The organism is Streptomyces sp. NPDC051243, assembly GCF_044455405.1.
Lineage (GTDB): Bacteria > Actinomycetota > Actinomycetes > Streptomycetales > Streptomycetaceae > Streptomyces.
In genome coordinates, this window is sequence record NZ_JBITES010000013.1 from 15,175 (window position 1) to 31,337 (window position 16,163).

Genomic DNA, 16,163 nt, shown 5'->3' on the forward strand with positions numbered 1-16,163 from the left:
GTGAGTGGGGACTGATCAGGCGGACGCGGCGGAGTGCCGCACCGCGCTGCTCCTGGGGACGACCAGCGGGGTACCGGTCTCGGGGTCGGGGATCACCCGGCAGTCCACGTCGAACACGGACTTGACCAGCTCCGCGTCGAGGACGTCGGCCGGGGTTCCGGCGGCGGCGAGGCGGCCGTCCTTGAGGACCACCATGTGGTCCGCGTAGCGGGCGGCCTGTCCGAGGTCGTGCAGCACCATCACCACGGTGCGGCCGGCCTCGGCGTGCAGCGCGGCGACCAGGTCGAGGACGTCGAGCTGGTGCCTGAGGTCGAGGAAGGTGGTGGGCTCGTCGAGCAGCAGCAGGTCGGTGTCCTGCGCCAATGCGAGCGCGATCCAGGCCCGTTGCCGCTGGCCGCCGGAGAGGCGGTCGACGGGGTGGTCGCGCAGGGCCGTGGTGCCGGTGCGCTCCAGGGCCTCGTCGACGGCCTTCTGGTCGGCGGCGGACCAGGGGCTCAGCAGTCGTTGGTGCGGGTACCGGCCGAGGCGTACGAGCGCCTCCACGGTGATCGCCTCGGGGGTGACGGGCTGCTGCGGGAGCAGACCCATGCGGCGGGCCAGCGTCCGCGCGGGCATGCGGTGGATGTCGGAGCCGTCGAGCGTGACGGTGCCGGCGGCCGGCGCGAGGAGCCGGCTCAGGCCCCGCAACAGGGTTGATTTTCCGCACGCGTTGGGGCCCACGATGGCCGTGACGGCACCACCCGGCAGCGTCAGGTCGAGGCCGCCCACCACGAGCCGGTCGCCGTAGCGCAGGTCGAGGCCCTGGGTCGAGAGCTGGTTGGCGGTGGTCATGTGCGGCTCCTGCGGACCGGTGGGGAGTTCTGTGGGTACGCCGGTCATCCATGGCTCCTCTGGACGGGCGAGCTCTGGCGCAGCATCAGCACCAGCAACCAGGGCGCGCCCAGCGTGGCGGTGACCGCGCCGACCGGCAGCCCCTCGATCGGCAGCAGGTGCTGCACGACCAGGTCGGAGGCGAGCAGCAGCACCGCACCGGTGAGCCCGGCCAGGGCCAGGGACGCGGCGGTCGGCGGCCCGGTGACGAACCGCACGATGTGCGGGACGGCGAGCGCCACGAACGTCACCGGACCGGCCAGCGCGGCGGCCAGCGACGCCAGCACGACGGCGAGGACGAGCAGTCGGAGCCGTGCCCGGGAGGTGCGCAGTCCGAGCGCGCCCGCCGAGTCGTCCCCGAGGTCCAGCACCGCCAGCTGGCGGTTCATCACCAGTGCGGCGGCGAACGCCACCACCATGGCGCCGCCCGAGCCCCACACCTCCGCCCAGGTCCGCCCGTACACCGAGCCGGTGATCCACTGCAACGCGGAGCCGGCGAGCTCGGCCGGGAAGCGCACGATCATCAGGTTCACGGCGGCCGCGAGCCCGGCCTGCACGGCGAGCCCGGTGAGCACCAGCCGGGTGACCGCGAGCCCCGAGCCCCAGGCGAACACGCCCAGCAGCAGCGCCGCGAGCAGCCCGCCGCCGAGGGCACCGATCGGGATCAGCGCCTGCGAGGCCCCGGCGGCGATCAGCGCCACCGCGCCCAGCGACGCGCCGCCGGTGATCCCCATGACGTCAGGGGAGGCCAGCGGATTGCGGAACAGCCGTTGCAGGACACAGCCCGCCGCGCCCAGCCCGGCACCGGCGACGATCGCGGCAACGGACCGCGGCGCCCGGAACTCCTGCACCACCAGTACGTCGCCGGGATCCCCGAGGCCTATCAGGGCGCGCAGTGCGGTCCCGGCGGGCATCGGGATCTCACCCGTCGTCAGGGAGACGGTGAGCAGGGCGAAGAGGGCGAGGAGACCGGCACAGGCGAACACCAGCACGCGGCGGCGGACCTGGGCACGGGCCGTGGACTTCGGCCGGACGGTGGCGGTCACGGTGCTCATCGGGCCACCCTCCGAGCCAGCAGCGCCAGCAGCGGCGCGCCGAGGAACGCGGTGACGATGCCGACCTCCAGCTCCGAGGGGCGGATCACCATCCGGCCGAGCACATCGGCCGCGAGCAGCAGCAGCGGACCGGCGATGAGGCAGCCGGGCACCAGCAGCCGGTGGTCGCCGCCGAGCAGCGGCCGTACGAGATGGGGCGCGGCGAGCCCGATGAAGGCGACCGGACCGGCCACCGCCACGGCCGACCCGGCGAGCAGCACGACCGCGACACCGCCGGCCAGCCGGATCCGGGCCACCGGAACGCCGAGCGCCTGGGCCGAATCGTCGCCGAGGGCGAGGGCGTTGAGGGCGGGCGAGACGGCCAGCGCGAGCACGAGGCCGAGCAGCAGGGTCGGCAGCACCGGCCACAGCACGTCGAGGGTCCGGCCGGAGAGCGAGCCGGCCAGCCAGAAGCGGGCCTCGTCCAGGGTGCGCTGGTTCATCAGCATCACCGCCGACGTCCAGGACAGCAGCACCAGTTGGAGGACGGTGCCGCCGAGCGCCAGCCGTACGGCGTCGATGTCCCCGGCACGCCGGGCCAGCGCCTGTGCGAACAGGGCGGCGCCGGCCGCGCCCGCGAACGCGAACCACACATACTGTCCAGGGCTGTTGAGCTTCAGCGCGAAGATGGCGACGACGACCGAGAACCCGGCGCCCGCGTTGATGCCGAGCGTCGTGGGCGAGGCGAGCGGATTGCGGGTGATGCCCTGCGCGACGGCTCCGGCGACCCCGAGCGCGGCCCCGACGGCCAGGCCGATGACGGTGCGCGGCAGCCGCAGCCCGGTCACCACGAGCGCGTCCCGCCCGTGGGCGTCGGCAAACAGCGCGTCGGCCACCGTGGGCAGGGAAACGGAGCGGGCGCCGAGGGCGAGGCTCAGGGCGGCGCAGAGGGTGAGGGCGGCGAAGCCGATGACGAAGATCGGTAGGTGTTTCAGGGCACGCGAGGGCACACCTGTGGGAGGTGCGCCCTGTGGGGTCGCAGTCACGAGCAGTGAGATTAGGTTAGGCTTGCTTTATACTTCAACTGCTGTGCGATCTCTGTGATGTTCGCAATAGAGGATCACTTTCGACGCGTGATCATGCCGCTGTCCTGCGACGATGTGTATAAGGTAAGGCTTGCCTCACTGGTGTTCGCACATTCCCGCACTGGAGCGCCGATGTCCCTGGCCCTGACGCCCCCGCCGGCCGGTGCCCTGCCCCGGCGCACCCTCGGCGACGTCTACCGTCGGCTGGCGGATCTCTGTGAGGCCCTGTCCGTACGGGTCGCGGAGCCCGGCGCGGACGCCCCACAGGCCGGGGTCACGGCGGCCGAGCTGATGTCGGAACCGGCGGCCGTCGAGGCGCTCGTCGACGCCGAGGCGGCCCGCATCCAGGAGCGCCACCACGTCGCCCCGCGCCGCGACGTGGCCGCCTCGCGCGCCCTGCACGACTACGCCTGGTCGGTCGCCCTGCTCATGAGCGGACCCTGGTACCTGGAGCGGCGGGTGCCGCGCATCAGGGCCGAGGAACTGCGGCTGGATCTCGCCTCGGCCGTCTTCACCATCACTCCCGGCAGCGGCTACGCCTGCCTCCCCGACGACCCGGCGGCCGACAGCCCCGGGGCGCTGACGGTCCCTCATGAGGAGGCGCTGCGCGGTGAGTTGAGGACTGCGGTCGCCGAGCACATGGACCCCCTCCTGACAGCGATCGGCCCGCTGGTACGCCGTGGCCGGCGCGCCCTGTGGGGCATGGTCGCCGACGACCTCGTCTCCGGCATCTGGTACCTGGGCCGCCTCCTCGGTCGCGAGGGCGACGCGGTACGGGCGGCCACCGAACTGCTGCCGGGTGCCGTCGCCCCGTACCCCGGTGGCGCCGGCTTCCGCTACCTCACCACGGAGGACGGACGACGGCACCCGACGCGCACCCGCGCGGGCTGCTGCATGTACTACACGATCCGCCCGGCCGAGGCGTGCGCCACCTGCCCCCGCACCTGCGACGCGGAACGCCTGCGCAGGCTGGAGAGTTGAGCGGCCCCTCGCTGGGGCCGCGGAAGCCTTCCTGCGGACGGTGACGTCACCCGGCGGTCGCCAGGAACTGGGTCGCCGCCAGCTCCGCGTAGAGCGGGTCGGCTGCGACGAGTTCGCGATGTGTGCCCACCGCACGCACCCGGCCCGCGTCCATCACCACGATCCGGTCGGCCATCGTCACCGTCGACAGCCGGTGCGCGACGACCAGCACCGTCGTCGTACGCGCGACATCGGCGACGGTGTCGCGCAGCGCCGCCTCGTTCACCGCGTCCAGCTGCGAGGTCGCCTCGTCGAGCAGCAGCAGCCGGGGACGGCGCAGCAGTGCGCGGGCGATGGCGACGCGCTGCCGCTCCCCGCCGGACAGCTTCGTGCCGCGGTGCCCGACGAGTGTGTCGAGACCGCTGGGCAGCCGGGCGACCAGGCCGTCGAGGCGGGTCGTCTTCAGCACGCGCGTCACGGCGTCGTCGTCCGCGTCGGGGTTGCCCAGCAGCAGGTTGTCCTTGAGCGATCCCGACAGGACCGGCGCGTCCTGCTCCACATAGCCGATGGCGGACCGCAGTTGGGACAGTTCCCAGTCCACCAGGTCCCGCCCGTCGAGCGTGATGGTCCCCGCCTCGGGGTCGTAGAACCGCTCGATGAGGGAGAACACGGTGGTCTTGCCCGCGCCCGACGGGCCGACGAACGCCGTCATGCCCCGCGCGGGCACGGCGAACGTCACGCCGTGGTGGACGTAGGGCAGATCGTCGGCGTACCGGAAGCGGACGTCCTCGAAGGCCAGCGCGGCGGGTTCCACCCCGGCGGCGGGCAACGGCGCGGGCTCGGCGGCCGGTTCGGCCGGCAGCCGCAGTGCCTCCTGGATCCGGGCGAGCGCCGCCGCGCCCGTCTGGTACTGCGTGATCGCGCCGACCACCTGCTGTATCGGCGACATCAGATAGAACACGTACAGCAGGAAGGCGACCAGCGTGCCGACATCGACCGCCCCGGTCGCCACCCGCGCCCCGCCCACCGCGAGCACCGTGATGAAGGCGATCTGCATGGCGAGCCCGGCCGTGTTCCCCGCCGCCGCCGACCACTTGGCGGCCCGCACGCTCTGCCGCCACGACTCCTCGGCCGCCTCGTGCAGGGTCCGCTCCTCGCGGTGCTCGGCACCGGACGCCTTCACCGTGCGCAGCGCGCCGAGGATGCGTTCCAGCGAGGCCCCCATCACACCGACCGCGTCCTGCGCCTGCCGGCTGGCCCGGTTGATGCGCGGCACGATCACGCCGAGGATCGTGCCGGCACCCACGATCACGGCGAGTGTGACCGCCAGCAGCACCGGATCCACCAGGCCCATCATCACCACCGTCGCCACCAGCGTGAGCCCGCCCGTGCCGAGGCCGACGAGGGAGTCGGTCGTGACCTCGCGCAGCAGCGTGGTGTCCGAGGTGATGCGGGCCATCAGGTCGCCCGGTTCACTGCGGTCCACGGCGGTGATGCGCAGCCGCAGCAGATACGACGACAGCGCCCGCCGCGCGCCGAGCACCACCGACTCGGCGGTGCGCCGCAGCACGTACGAACCCAGCGCGCCGACCGCCGCGTTGGCCACGACCAGCCCGGACATGAGCAGCAGCGCCCCGGTGATGGCCCGGTCGTGGGACAGGTCGTCGATCAACTCCCGTGCCACCAGCGGAAGGAGCAGCCCGGTGGCCCCCGTGACCAGCGACAGCACAGCGCCCGCCAGCAGGGCCCACCGGTGGGGCCGTACGTATCCGAGGAGCAGCCGCCAAGTGGGCTGGTCGGTCGGCGCTTTCGCGATGGTCACGGTGCTCCTCCGAGTCGGGCGGGGAGCCATCAGGCTACGTCGGCACCTCTGCGAGGCGCAGGCCAGTCCTTCGACACGGAGAGCACGACCGGCCGCTCGTCCCCGTGGGACAGACAGTCCTGCACCATGCCCGCCAGGACCTCGCCCGGCCCCAGTTCGAGATAGGAGGCCACTCCGTCCCGCCGCATTCTGTCGACCGCGTCCATGAAACGGACGGGATCCCGCAGCGCCCGCACCCAGCGGTCCGGCCCGGCCGCCTCGGCACCCGTCGGCTTGCCGGTGGTGTCGGAGACGAGCGGGATGCGCGGGGCACGGAGATCCATCGTGCTCAGGACGCGCCGGTAGTCGTCCAGCAACGGGTCGATATGCGGGGAATGAGGCGCAAAGTCCGCTCGCAGTACATGCGTCCGGCGCCCCCGGGCCGCCCACTCCGCGCAGACCTCGGCCACAGCCTCCTGATCCCCCGAGACGACCACGGACCGCGGCCCGTTGACCGCCGCGATCACGGCCGCGGGACCCAGGCGCAGTTCCTCGGGCGAGGCCTCCACCGCCGCCATCCGGCCCCCGGGCGGCAGGGTGCCCAGGAGCTGCGACATCGTGCCGACCGCTCGACAGGCGTCGGGCAGCGAGAACACGCCCGCGACATGCGCGGCCGCCATGTGCCCGGCCGAGTAGCCGAAGAGCACGTCCGGCACCAGCCCCTGGCTCTCCAGCAGCCGGTACTGCGCCACCTGAAGCGCGAAGATCGCCGGCCTCGCGAACACGGCGCGATCCAGCAGTGCGCCCTTGGGCGTCCCGGCCGGGGCGAACATCACCTCCCGCAACGGCACGTCGAGGTACGGGTCGAGCAGAGCGCAGACCTCGTCGAGGACGCCGGTGAAGACCGGGAACGCCTCGTACAGGTCGCGGCCCATGCCGGGCTGCTGGGACCCGGTCGCGGAGAACAGGAACGCGGTACGCCCCCGCGGCAGCGCCACCGGAGCCGGCTCGCCCGCCACTGCTGACACGCCGGACGTCAGCCGTGCGACCACCTCTTCCGCCGATCGGCACACGATGATCCGCTCCAGATCCCCCGGGCGCAGGAAGCCCTCGTCGCGCGCGTGTTCAAGGAAGGAGACCAAGGGGCGGTAGAAACCGAACGGGTCGAGCAGCAGACACGGCTTGCGGTGAATCCGCAACTGCGCCCACGACAGCACTTCCAGGAGTTCCTCGGCCGTGCCCAGACCACCGGGCAGTGCTACGAAGGCGTCAGCCGATTCGCCCATGCGCGCCTTGCGCTGATGCATGTCCTCGACCACTTCGAGGTCGGTGAGACCGGTATGGGTGATCTCGTACGGCAGCATGAGGCTCGGGACGACCCCCGTCACAGTGCCGCCGGAGGCGAGGGCCGAGTCCGCGACCGCACCCATCAGGCCGATCCGGGCACCGCCGTAGACCAGCCGCAGGCCCGCCTCGGCCAGGGCACGGCCGAGTTCGGCGGCGATCCGCATATGGTCGGGCCGGTTTCCGGGGGAGGACCCGCAGAAGACGGTCACCGTGGTCATGCCCACAGCCCGTACCCCCTGGTCAGGACCCGGTAGGGGTCGTAGCGATCCTTGGCGCGGACGAGATCCGGCCACACTGGGCCGAAGTGGGAGCGCCAGTCCTGCGGTGTCATGGGCAGCGCACCGCCCGGCAGGAGGACACCGCCGAGGGTCCGGGCCCGCTCGTACAGCGCCCGGTTGGCGTCGACGAGTCGCTGTACGACGTCCGGGGCGCCGGGCGGTGCCGTGCGCATCAGGGAGAACAGGCACAAGAGTTCGCCCTCGGGCCTGCGCAGCAGTGGCGTGCGCAGCGCGCGCCCCGTCAGGGGGCGCAGCTGGACCGTTCCGCAGACGCGCAGGCCTTGCTGGGCGTCCTCCGACAGCACGGCCGGAACGAAGGAGGGTACGGCCTCCTCCGGCAGCAGCATCGTGAACCACGGGTGCGGGCGGTCCCACTCACCCGTGGCACGCAGCAGCCGCTCGTCACGGTCCAGCCGGTGCAGATACTCCCCGTACGACAGGTCCGCGATCTCCTCGGTGTCCCGGTCGTGGTCCAGTTCGCCGATCAACGGCTCGTCGTCGATGCGCGGTCGCTCGGTGCTCGGGCGTCCGGGGTGCGGCGCGACCGCCTCGATCATGTACCGCCAGCTTCCGCCCAGGTCCGGCCGCACCTGGCCGGCGACCTGGCTGAAGCGGCTGTCGCGGGCCAGCCGCCGCTGGTCGGTGACATAGGTGTCCGGGGTGTCGTAGTAGAGGCGGTAGCGGCGCACATGGGTCGGTGCGGGCATCAGCGCCAGGGTGGCCCTGACGATCAGGGCGCACTGGCCGAGCCCCGCGAGGACGGCGTGGAAGAGGTCCGGACGCAGGTCGGGGGAGCAGGCCAGCAGCTCACCGGTGCCGGTGACGACCTCCACCTCCCGCACCCAGTCGGCGACCAGGCCGTACCGGTGGCTGGAGCTGCCGAAGCCGCCGGTGCTCAGCACCCCGCCCACGCTGCCGCCGAGGTGGTCGGGCAGCACCGGCGGGGCGAGCCCCTCGGCGAGCGAGGCCCGTACGACGTCTCGCCACAGCGCGCCGGCACCGGCGGTCAGGATCCGCTCGGCCGGCTCACAGCGCACGTCGTCGAGCCCGGTCATGTCGACGACATAGCCGCCGTGCGCCTGCCCCTGCCCGTACAGCGCCTGTCCGCCGCCGCGGGCGGAGACCGCAAGCCCGCGCGGCCCGGCGAAGGAGAGGAGTTCGCCCACCGCGACGGCGGAGCGGGCCGTGATGACGTCGAGCGGACGGGAGCCGACTATGTGCCCGAAGTCGGTGGCGGCCCGCTTCATGTCCGCGGTTCCTTTCATGCTGCACGCTCCAACATATCGACGTCGAATCCGGGGCCCCTCATGGAATCGTCGAAAATTTCAGTGAACACGCGGTGCTGCAGATAACCGTGCTCCGCGTGCCGTTCGGCGATCAACCCGGCGATCCGGCCGAGAATGTGCTCGGAGATGTGCTGTTTGTGAATGGTCTTCACGTCGAGCCCATATTTCGCGCAGCATTCGAGCACGGCCTCGAATCCGTTGACGGAGGCCGCCAGCCACCGCTGGCGGGGGTCGCGCCACAGCGCGGCCAGTTCTTCGAGCAGGCCGGGGCCGGGCGGATCGGGGCTGAGCATCGCGCGAGCCCTGCGGGTGAGGGCGGCCAGGTACTCGTCGCGTTCGGGAAGGGGGAGGACCTGCACCGTCAGCCGCCAGGACAGCTCCGGCCGGCGGGCGCACAACTCCCGCAGCAGGGAGATGGAGCCACCCTCGACGATCACCAGCCGATGCCGTCCGGCGAGCCGTTCCACCGTCTCCACCAGCGCATCCGTGGCATCCGTCGCGGACAGGTCGCCGTCGGCGAACGTCCGGTCGCCGAGCCAGTGCCGGCACACGCCGGGGACGTCCGCTCCGGCGCGTGCGCTCGTGGTGGCGAGGTCGGTGAAGCACTGCAGGCGGTCGGCGACGACGATCGGGGCGCCGGTCAGCCGGGCCAGTTCGGTGGCTGTCGCACTCTTGCCGACGCCGGTCGGCCCCGCGATCAGATGGACGAACGGACGGGCCGAGGGAGACGTCTCCTCGTCGGTCATACGGGCTGTTCCCTTCCGGGATTTCCATGGGAAAAGTTTCCGTCAAGTTGCGCGGTGCAGGCGGTTGCGGAAAGCAGGAAATGCCTGGACCGGGCAAGCGGAAGTCAGATTCCCACGAGTCGGTTGATACTTCAAGTACACAGTGATCATGGGGTAACTTATTGAAGTCAGAGCCCCAAGAGCGGCCGTCGCGCCGGATTCTTAACGAATTCATGACGTGCCGCTGCTGCCGTCCTCGGAAGGATTTGCCATGCACTCCGACATGCTGCAGGCTGCCGCCGCCTCCCTGCCCGCCGCGCAGGCCGGCGACGCCGCCGAAGGTGCCACCGTCCTTATCGGCTACGGCGCCGCGGACGAACTGACCAGGTTCGCCGCCGACCCGCGGTGGACCGTGCACGTCCCCGGCCATCCGGCCGAGGTGCGCGACGCCGTCCGGCGCGCAGTGGAGTGCGGCGTGCGGACGTACGTCCATCTCTCCGGTGAAGCCAACGCCGAACCGCGTGGCCTGAGGGAGGGCTTCGAACTCGTCCGGGAGGGCCTCGACGGCGTGGTCCTGGCGGTCGGCGCCACCCTCGACCCGGTCCTGCGCGCCACCGCGGGTCTCGACCTGGCTGTGCTCTACGCGGCCACCGTCCGGCCCTTCGACGAGGTGGCCCTGCGCACGGCCGTGCTCGCCGCCGACCACGCCGACGTCATCCTCGTCGAACCCGGCTTGTCCGGGCTGTCGGCCCAGCAGGTCGCCCGTACCCTGATCCACGTACCGCACCGGCTGTTGGCGCTGGGGCGCGCGGACAGCCTGGACGAGGCTGTGCTCGCCCGGGCCGTCCGGGATTTCCTCAGGTGACCGCGGGCCGCCCGCGCTCGGCCAGGGCGGCCAGCGTTGCCTCCAGGTCGGCGGGGCGCGGGCGGTTGAACGGCAGCTTCGACAGCAGTGCGGCCATGCCGCAGGTGTTGGTGAGGGCCGAGAACACCAGGCCGCCCGCGATCCCGGCGGAGAGCAACTGCCAGGCCGGGTGCAGGAATCCGAGGGCGAGGCCGGCCAGGACGATCGTGCCCGCGGTAAGGCGGACCTGGCGCTCCATGGCCCACGCGCCGCGCGAGCCCGGCGCCGGCCTGCGCAGTTCGTGCCCGCGCCCCGCCCAGCCCTGGGTGCCGCCCGTCAGGGTCAGGGCCCGGATGCCGTGCCCGGCGAGGACACGGCACGCGTTCTGCGAGCGGGCGCCGGAGGCGCAGACGACCAGGAGCTCGCCGGGCAGCCGCCGGAGCGCGGGCAGGGCTCGGTCGAACTGGTCCAAGGGGATGTTGAGGGCCTCGGGCAGATGCCCGGCCGCGTATTCGCCCGGCGTACGGACGTCGATGACGGTCAGGCCGGGCAGTCGGGTACGGGCCTCGTCGGCGTCGATGGCGACCGGGTCGAGCTGTGGGTTCACGGGAAGTGAGATCCTTTCGGGGGGTGGGGGTAAAATACCCCCGAGGGTATACGGAGGAGTGATCGTGGAGCTGCAGTTCGAGGGCGACGAGCTCAAGTCGGTGCTGAACCGCCTGCGCCGGGCGCAGGGACAGATCTCCGGAGTGATCAAGATGATCGAGGAGGGCCGCGACTGCGAGGACGTCGTCACTCAGCTCGCCGCCGCCTCCCGGGCGCTGGACCGGGCTGGCTTCGCGATCATCGCGACCGGGCTGCAGCAGTGCATCACCGACGCCGACAAGGGAGGCCGGGACGGCGAGACGACGGAGCAGATGAAGGCCCGACTGGAGAAGCTGTTCCTGTCGCTGGCGTAGGCGTCACGGGCGTAGAGGGACCGGCACGGGGGTCACCGGCACGGGATTCACGCCCCCGCGGCGTCATACGACGGCGTCGGCCCCCATGAACAGGGCCACCGCCAGCAGGGCGTACGCGAAGATCCGCTGGAGCGTGCCCCCGGAGACCTTCCCGGCGAGCCGCTTGCCGTCCCAGGCCCCGAGCACCGCGGCCGCGGCGAAGGGCCCGACGGCGGTCCAGTCGACCGACGCTGCCGAGCCGGCCCGAGCCGCCAGCGCGACCAGCGAGTTGACGGCGATGACCAGCAGGCTCGTGCCCACGGCGGCCCGCATGCGCAGCCCCACCACGTTCACCAGGGCGGGTACGGCGAGAAAGCCACCGCCCACCCCGAGCACCCCGGTCACCGCGCCGAGCCCCGCCCCGGCCTGAACGACCCGACCGCGACGCACCGGCACCTCGTCGTGCCGTACGGCGGCCGACGGCCGGAGCATGCGCAGTGCGGCGACAGCGGCGATCACCGCGAACGCCCCGGTGAGCAGTCCCGCGGGCAGCCGCCCGGACACCGCCCCGCCGACCGCCGCGGGCACCAGTCCGGCCGCCGCGAACAGCGCCCCGGCGCGCCACCCCACGGTGCCCTCGCGGGCGTGCGCGACCAGCGCGGTGACGGACGTGAGGGCGACGACGACCAGACTGGCGGTGGCCGCCGCGGCCGGCCCGAACCCCAGCAGATACATCAACGCGGGTACGGCCAGCACACTGCCGCCACCCCCGAGCGCCCCGAGCGCGAGCCCCGTTGCTGCACCGGCGAGCAGGCCGAGGACCAGGGCGCTCACCGGGGGGTGCCCGGAGTGCGGGGCCCGGCGAGGCGGGCCGGGGAGGGCGCGACGGACAGCTCCCGCGCCCCAACGGTGCCCTCACTCACCACCGCGCGCCCCCGACTCCGCCTCCACCGAAAGCCCTGCCTCGGCCCAGGCCGCCATGCCCCCGACGACGTCCACGACATCGGTGCCGCGTGCCGCCAGCAGTGCCGCGGCCTCCCGGGAGCGCTTTCCGGAGCGGCAGATCGCGACGACCGGCCGGCCCTGCGCGGCCGACGGGAGCGGTTGCCCGGACAGCAGTGACGACAAGGGCGCGAGTACGGCGCCCGGAGCGTGTCCCGTGGCCCATTCGCCGGGCTCGCGCACATCGACGAGTACGGCGTCCGCGCCCACCCGCTCAGCGGCCTCGGTCGCGGTGATACGCGCCATGGGGAGCCCGACGTCGTGCGCCGCCGCGAACCCGTCGTCCACGGCGACCACGTCACGTCCCGCCGCGTCGAGCAGCGAGGCCGCGATGGCGGCCCGCATTCCGCCGGCACAGTGCACCCACACGGTGCCGTCCGGTATCTCCGCGAGACGGTCGCGCAGCCGGTGCAGCGGAATGTGCACCGAGCCCCTGATGTGACCGGAGTCCCGCTCGGAGTCGCGCCGCACGTCCAGGATCACGACACCGTCCGCTGCTGCCCGTTCGGCGGCGGCCAGGTCGGCGAAGGTACCGCGCGGGAACGAGCGCGGGCGCTCGCCCGGCCGCGTCCAGTCGGCGGGTGAGCCGGTGGCGGCCGCGGCCGGCCGGTCGATGCCGACCCGGACCAGTTCCCGCTGGGCGTCGGCCAGTTGGGCCGGGCTCTCGGCGAGCAGCGTGACCGGCTTGCCCCACGGCAGCAACCAGGCCAGATAGGTGGCCAGCTGCCCTTCGGCCTCGAAGTTGAGCGACCCGGCGACATGCCCCTCGGCGAACGCGACCCGGTTGCGCAGATCCACCACCCACTCCCCGGCGGCCAGCCGCGCCGCGATCTCCTCGGCGTCGGCCGGGCGCGGCGGTGTCAGGTCCACCGGCGCCGGACCTCGAGCGTTCGCCGGACCCATGTGCGCGTAGTACGCCGGAACGTCGTCCAGCCCCGCGAGCAGGTCCGCGACGAACGCGTCCACATCCTTCACCAGGGCGTCGTTGACGGCACGCTCACGCCCGATGGTCGTCGCCGCACCGCCCGCCGCCCGCGTGGCGGAGCAGAAGCTGCCGAAGCCGTGCGTCGGCAGGACCGCCGTCTCGTCCGGAAGCTCGACGGTCAGCCGGTGCGCGGAGTCGTACTGTGCCCGCGCCAGCCGCCCCGTCAGCCGCGGTTCGACCAGATCGGGCCGCCCCACCGTGCCGATCAGCAGGGAGCCGCCGGTGAAGACGGCCACCGCGCGCCCGGACTCCTCCAGGACGTACGAGGTGTGGTGCGGGGTGTGCCCGGGAGTGGCCAGGGCGCGCAGCACCAGGCCGTCCGCGATCGGCGTACGGTCCCCGTCGGAGACCGGCACCCGCTCGTACCCCACCCGCGCCGAGGCCGGCACGAGATAGGCGGCGCCGGTGATCCGTGCCAGTTCCAGGCCGCCGGTCACGTAGTCGTTGTGGACATGGGTCTCGGCGACATGCGTGACGCGCACGCCCCGCCGGGCGGCGGCCGCGATCACCCGGTCGATGTCCCTGGGCGGATCGACCACCACGGCGCTGTGCGCACCGCCCGCCAGATAGCTGCGGTTGCCGAGCCCCGGCACGTCGATGGCGTCGACGAAGTACACGGCAGTGCTCCTCTCCTGGTCTCCTCGTGAAACCCCTCGGGCGAATTACCCCCAGGGGTATATGGCCAACATAGCAGAGATACCCTGGGGGGTATTCCGGACGGGTGGCCGGAAGGTGATGTGAAGAGCCCTGTTCCGTCTCTTTACTGATCAGTCGCATCTAGGGTCGGGAGTGGACCGAGAGCCGCCGAGGGAAGGGTGGAGCACCATGGCGCAGGAAGTTCGCGGTGTGATCGCACCGGGCAAGGACGAGCCGGTGCGGGTGGAGACGATCGTGGTGCCCGATCCGGGGCCGGGTGAGGCCGTGGTGAAGGTGCAGGCCTGCGGGGTGTGCCACACCGACCTGCACTACAAGCAGGGCGGCATCAGCGACGACTTCCCCTTCCTGCTGGGGCACGAGGCGGCCGGTGTCGTGGAGTCGGTGGGGGAGGGCGTCACCGATGTCGCGCCCGGCGACTTCGTCGTCCTCAACTGGCGTGCGGTGTGCGGTCAGTGCCGGGCCTGTCTGCGCGGACGCCCGTGGTACTGCTTCGACACCCACAACGCCGAGCAGAAGATGACCCTCGCCTCGACCGGGCAGGAGCTGTCCCCGGCGCTCGGCATCGGCGCGTTCGCGGAGAAGACGCTGGTGGCGGCCGGGCAGTGCACCAAGGTGGACGCGTCGGTGGCGCCGCAGGTCGCGGGTCTGCTCGGCTGCGGCGTGATGGCCGGGATCGGCGCGGCGATCAACACGGGCGGCGTAGGGCGTGGCGACAGCGTCGCGGTGATCGGCTGCGGCGGCGTCGGCGACGCGGCGATCGCCGGCTCACGCCTGGCCGGGGCCGCGCGGATCATCGCCGTCGACATCGACGACCGCAAGCTGGAGACGGCCCGCGCCATGGGCGCCACGCACACGGTCAACTCCCGCGAGACCGACCCGGTGGCGGCGATCCGCGAGCTGACCGGCGGCTTCGGCGCCGATGTGGTGATCGAGGCGGTGGGCCGCCCGGAGACGTACCAGCAGGCGTTCTACGCCCGCGACCTCGCCGGCACGGTCGTCCTGGTCGGGGTACCGACCCCGGAGATGAAGCTGGAGCTGCCGCTGCTGGACGTCTTCGGTCGCGGCGGGTCCCTCAAGTCCTCCTGGTACGGCGACTGCCTGCCCTCCCGGGACTTCCCGATGCTGATCGACCTGCACCTGCAAGGGCGCCTGGACCTGGCGGCGTTCGTCACCGAGACCATCCAACTCGGCGAGGTGGAGAAGGCGTTCGAGCGGATGCACCACGGCGACGTGCTGCGCTCGGTGGTGATGCTGTGATGGCCGCCCGCATCGAACGCCTCGTCTCCTCCGGGCAGTTCCGCCTCGACGGCGGCACCTGGGACGTCGACAACAACGTGTGGATCGTCGGCGACGACCACGAGGTGATCGTCATCGACGCCGCCCATGACGCGGACGCCATCGCCGAGGCCGTCGGCGACCGGCGCCTCACCGCGATCGTGTGCACCCACGCGCACAACGACCACATCGACGCCGCGCCCGAACTCGCCGACCGCACCGGCGCCGTCATCTGGCTCCACCCCGACGACCTGCCGCTGTGGAAGCAGACCCATCCGGACCGCGACCCCGACGCCCATCTCGTGGACGGGCAGATCATCGAAGGCGCGGGAGCCGACCTGACCGTGCTGCACACCCCGGGGCACGCGCCCGGCGCGGTATGTCTGTACGACCCCGGCCTGGGCGCCGTCTTCACCGGTGACACGCTCTTCCAGGGCGGCCCCGGCGCCACCGGCCGCTCCTACTCCCACTTCCCGACGATCATCGACTCGATCCGCACCCGCCTGCTCACCCTCCCGCCCGAGACCAAAGTCCTCACCGGGCACGGCGACGCGACCACCATCGGCGCGGAGGCGCCGCACCTCGAGGAGTGGATCGCCCGAGGCCACTGAGGCCGGAAAACCCGTGGTCGGGGCCCGCGACGCGACCGTACGATCGCGCCCCATGACCACCAACACGCTCGTGACCCTGCACGATGTACGCGTCCTGCGCTGCGCTCCCGACGGCCCGCCCCTGGACGGGGAGCGCGCCGCGCTCGATCTGATCGGCGACGCGTTCGGGCACGACGCCGAGCTGGTCGCGGTGCCGGTGGAGAGGGTCTCCGACGAGTTCTTCCAGCTGCGGTCCGGTGTCGCGGGCGCGGTCATGCAGAAGTTCGTGAACTACCGGGTGCGCCTCGCCGTCGTGGGCGACATCTCCCACCACATCGCCGAGAGCACGGCCCTGCGCGACTTCGTCCACGAGACCAACAACGGCGGCCACATCTGGTTCCTGCCGACCTACGACGAACTTGACGGAAAGCTGCGCCCGGCCGGGTGACCCTGCCGGGACAGCCCACACCGTCCCCGAAAAGACGA

At 72.5% G+C, this 16,163-nt stretch carries 16 protein-coding genes and 1 pseudogene; 6 read left to right on the forward strand and 11 right to left on the reverse strand.

The window, feature by feature from the left end; translation table 11 throughout:
- Positions 1-15: 15 nt before the first annotated feature.
- From ACIBAG_RS30710 to ACIBAG_RS30720, 3 genes are read right to left on the reverse strand one after another with little or no spacing between them, the layout of a single operon-like run.
- Positions 16-831 carry an ABC transporter ATP-binding protein gene (locus tag ACIBAG_RS30710; protein WP_399109833.1) on the reverse strand — a complete coding sequence of 272 codons (816 nt, stop codon included), beginning with the start codon at positions 829-831 and terminating at the stop codon, positions 16-18.
- Positions 832-875: 44 nt separating this feature from the next.
- Positions 876-1,925 carry a FecCD family ABC transporter permease gene (locus tag ACIBAG_RS30715; RefSeq protein ID WP_399109464.1) on the reverse strand — a complete coding sequence of 350 codons (1,050 nt, stop codon included), beginning with the start codon at positions 1,923-1,925 and terminating at the stop codon, positions 876-878.
- On the reverse strand, positions 1,922-2,914 hold the full coding sequence (locus ACIBAG_RS30720; protein ID WP_399109835.1) for a FecCD family ABC transporter permease: 993 nt from the start codon (positions 2,912-2,914) through the stop codon (positions 1,922-1,924). The genes ACIBAG_RS30715 and ACIBAG_RS30720 overlap by 4 nt, the downstream gene beginning before the upstream one ends.
- A gap of 207 nt (positions 2,915-3,121) precedes the next feature.
- Between ACIBAG_RS30720 and ACIBAG_RS30725 the strand changes: the two genes are divergently transcribed.
- On the forward strand, positions 3,122-3,970 hold the full coding sequence (locus tag ACIBAG_RS30725) for a (2Fe-2S)-binding protein (protein WP_399109466.1): 849 nt from the start codon (positions 3,122-3,124) through the stop codon (positions 3,968-3,970).
- Between the two features lie 46 nt (positions 3,971-4,016).
- Here ACIBAG_RS30725 and ACIBAG_RS30730 read toward each other — a convergent pair whose 3' ends face one another.
- Genes ACIBAG_RS30730 through ACIBAG_RS30745 form a run of 4 tightly spaced genes read right to left on the reverse strand, consistent with a single transcriptional unit; the run spans position 4,017 to position 9,407 of the window.
- Positions 4,017-5,801: an ABC transporter ATP-binding protein gene (locus tag ACIBAG_RS30730; RefSeq protein WP_399109469.1), complete on the reverse strand. Its 1,785-nt coding sequence runs from the start codon at positions 5,799-5,801 to the stop codon at positions 4,017-4,019.
- Positions 5,801-7,315, reverse strand: a complete 1,515-nt coding sequence (locus ACIBAG_RS30735; RefSeq protein WP_399109471.1) for a TIGR00730 family Rossman fold protein — start codon at positions 7,313-7,315, stop codon at positions 5,801-5,803. Before ACIBAG_RS30735 ends, ACIBAG_RS30730 begins: the two co-directional genes overlap by 1 nt.
- Positions 7,312-8,640: an FAD-binding protein gene (locus ACIBAG_RS30740; RefSeq protein ID WP_399109473.1), complete on the reverse strand. Its 1,329-nt coding sequence runs from the start codon at positions 8,638-8,640 to the stop codon at positions 7,312-7,314. The genes ACIBAG_RS30735 and ACIBAG_RS30740 overlap by 4 nt, the downstream gene beginning before the upstream one ends.
- Positions 8,637-9,407, reverse strand: coding sequence for an isopentenyl transferase family protein (locus ACIBAG_RS30745; protein WP_399109475.1), 771 nt, complete (start codon positions 9,405-9,407; stop codon positions 8,637-8,639). The genes ACIBAG_RS30740 and ACIBAG_RS30745 overlap by 4 nt, the downstream gene beginning before the upstream one ends.
- A 250-nt stretch (positions 9,408-9,657) precedes the next feature.
- Between ACIBAG_RS30745 and ACIBAG_RS30750 the strand changes: the two genes are divergently transcribed.
- Positions 9,658-10,251, forward strand: coding sequence for a transketolase (locus tag ACIBAG_RS30750; RefSeq protein WP_399109477.1), 594 nt, complete (start codon positions 9,658-9,660; stop codon positions 10,249-10,251).
- On the opposite strand, the gene ACIBAG_RS30755 is transcribed toward ACIBAG_RS30750, so the two are convergent.
- Entirely contained in the window at positions 10,244-10,837 is a 594-nt protein-coding gene (locus tag ACIBAG_RS30755; protein WP_399109479.1) for a rhodanese-like domain-containing protein, read from the reverse strand. The genes ACIBAG_RS30750 and ACIBAG_RS30755 overlap by 8 nt on opposite strands.
- 64 nt (positions 10,838-10,901) lie before the next feature.
- Here ACIBAG_RS30755 and ACIBAG_RS30760 point away from each other — a divergent pair, with 64 nt between their 5' ends.
- Positions 10,902-11,189: a metal-sensitive transcriptional regulator gene (locus ACIBAG_RS30760; protein ID WP_399109481.1), complete on the forward strand. Its 288-nt coding sequence runs from the start codon at positions 10,902-10,904 to the stop codon at positions 11,187-11,189.
- Positions 11,190-11,252: 63 nt separating this feature from the next.
- Here ACIBAG_RS30760 and ACIBAG_RS30765 read toward each other — a convergent pair whose 3' ends face one another.
- The 3 genes and pseudogenes from ACIBAG_RS30765 to ACIBAG_RS30775 form a co-directional block, all read right to left on the reverse strand.
- Complete coding sequence (locus ACIBAG_RS30765) at positions 11,253-12,002, reverse strand: sulfite exporter TauE/SafE family protein (RefSeq protein ID WP_399109483.1); 750 nt, start codon at positions 12,000-12,002, stop codon at positions 11,253-11,255.
- 81 nt (positions 12,003-12,083) lie between these two features.
- Positions 12,084-12,416, reverse strand: a complete 333-nt coding sequence (locus ACIBAG_RS30770; protein ID WP_399109837.1) for a rhodanese-like domain-containing protein — start codon at positions 12,414-12,416, stop codon at positions 12,084-12,086.
- Positions 12,414-13,772: pseudogene (locus tag ACIBAG_RS30775) on the reverse strand (rhodanese-like domain-containing protein); the annotation flags it as partial. The gene ACIBAG_RS30770 and the pseudogene ACIBAG_RS30775, both read right to left, overlap by 3 nt.
- Positions 13,773-13,980: 208 nt before the next feature.
- On the opposite strand from ACIBAG_RS30775, the gene ACIBAG_RS30780 reads away from it, so the two are divergent.
- From ACIBAG_RS30780 to ACIBAG_RS30790, 3 genes are read left to right on the forward strand one after another with little or no spacing between them, the layout of a single operon-like run.
- Complete coding sequence (locus ACIBAG_RS30780; protein WP_399109485.1) at positions 13,981-15,069, forward strand: S-(hydroxymethyl)mycothiol dehydrogenase; 1,089 nt, start codon at positions 13,981-13,983, stop codon at positions 15,067-15,069.
- Positions 15,069-15,698: an MBL fold metallo-hydrolase gene (locus tag ACIBAG_RS30785; RefSeq protein WP_399109487.1), complete on the forward strand. Its 630-nt coding sequence runs from the start codon at positions 15,069-15,071 to the stop codon at positions 15,696-15,698. The genes ACIBAG_RS30780 and ACIBAG_RS30785 overlap by 1 nt, the downstream gene beginning before the upstream one ends.
- Positions 15,699-15,750: 52 nt before the next feature.
- On the forward strand, positions 15,751-16,125 hold the full coding sequence (locus ACIBAG_RS30790) for a DUF4180 domain-containing protein (protein WP_399109489.1): 375 nt from the start codon (positions 15,751-15,753) through the stop codon (positions 16,123-16,125).
- Positions 16,126-16,163: the final 38 nt, after the last annotated feature.

Coding starts and splice junctions, on each gene's coding strand:
- ACIBAG_RS30710 (WP_399109833.1), bottom strand. CDS start 831: ATGACCACCGCCAACCAGCTCTCGACCCAGGGCCTCGACCTGCGCTAC.
- ACIBAG_RS30715 (WP_399109464.1), bottom strand. CDS start 1,925: ATGAGCACCGTGACCGCCACCGTCCGGCCGAAGTCCACGGCCCGTGCC.
- ACIBAG_RS30725 (WP_399109466.1), top strand. CDS start 3,122: ATGTCCCTGGCCCTGACGCCCCCGCCGGCCGGTGCCCTGCCCCGGCGC.
- ACIBAG_RS30730 (WP_399109469.1), bottom strand. CDS start 5,801: ATGGCTCCCCGCCCGACTCGGAGGAGCACCGTGACCATCGCGAAAGCG.
- ACIBAG_RS30735 (WP_399109471.1), bottom strand. CDS start 7,315: ATGACCACGGTGACCGTCTTCTGCGGGTCCTCCCCCGGAAACCGGCCC.
- ACIBAG_RS30740 (WP_399109473.1), bottom strand. CDS start 8,640: ATGAAAGGAACCGCGGACATGAAGCGGGCCGCCACCGACTTCGGGCAC.
- ACIBAG_RS30745 (WP_399109475.1), bottom strand. CDS start 9,407: ATGACCGACGAGGAGACGTCTCCCTCGGCCCGTCCGTTCGTCCATCTG.
- ACIBAG_RS30750 (WP_399109477.1), top strand. CDS start 9,658: ATGCACTCCGACATGCTGCAGGCTGCCGCCGCCTCCCTGCCCGCCGCG.
- ACIBAG_RS30770 (WP_399109837.1), bottom strand. CDS start 12,416: ATGGCGCGTATCACCGCGACCGAGGCCGCTGAGCGGGTGGGCGCGGAC.
- ACIBAG_RS30780 (WP_399109485.1), top strand. CDS start 13,981: ATGGCGCAGGAAGTTCGCGGTGTGATCGCACCGGGCAAGGACGAGCCG.
- ACIBAG_RS30785 (WP_399109487.1), top strand. CDS start 15,069: ATGGCCGCCCGCATCGAACGCCTCGTCTCCTCCGGGCAGTTCCGCCTC.
- ACIBAG_RS30790 (WP_399109489.1), top strand. CDS start 15,751: ATGACCACCAACACGCTCGTGACCCTGCACGATGTACGCGTCCTGCGC.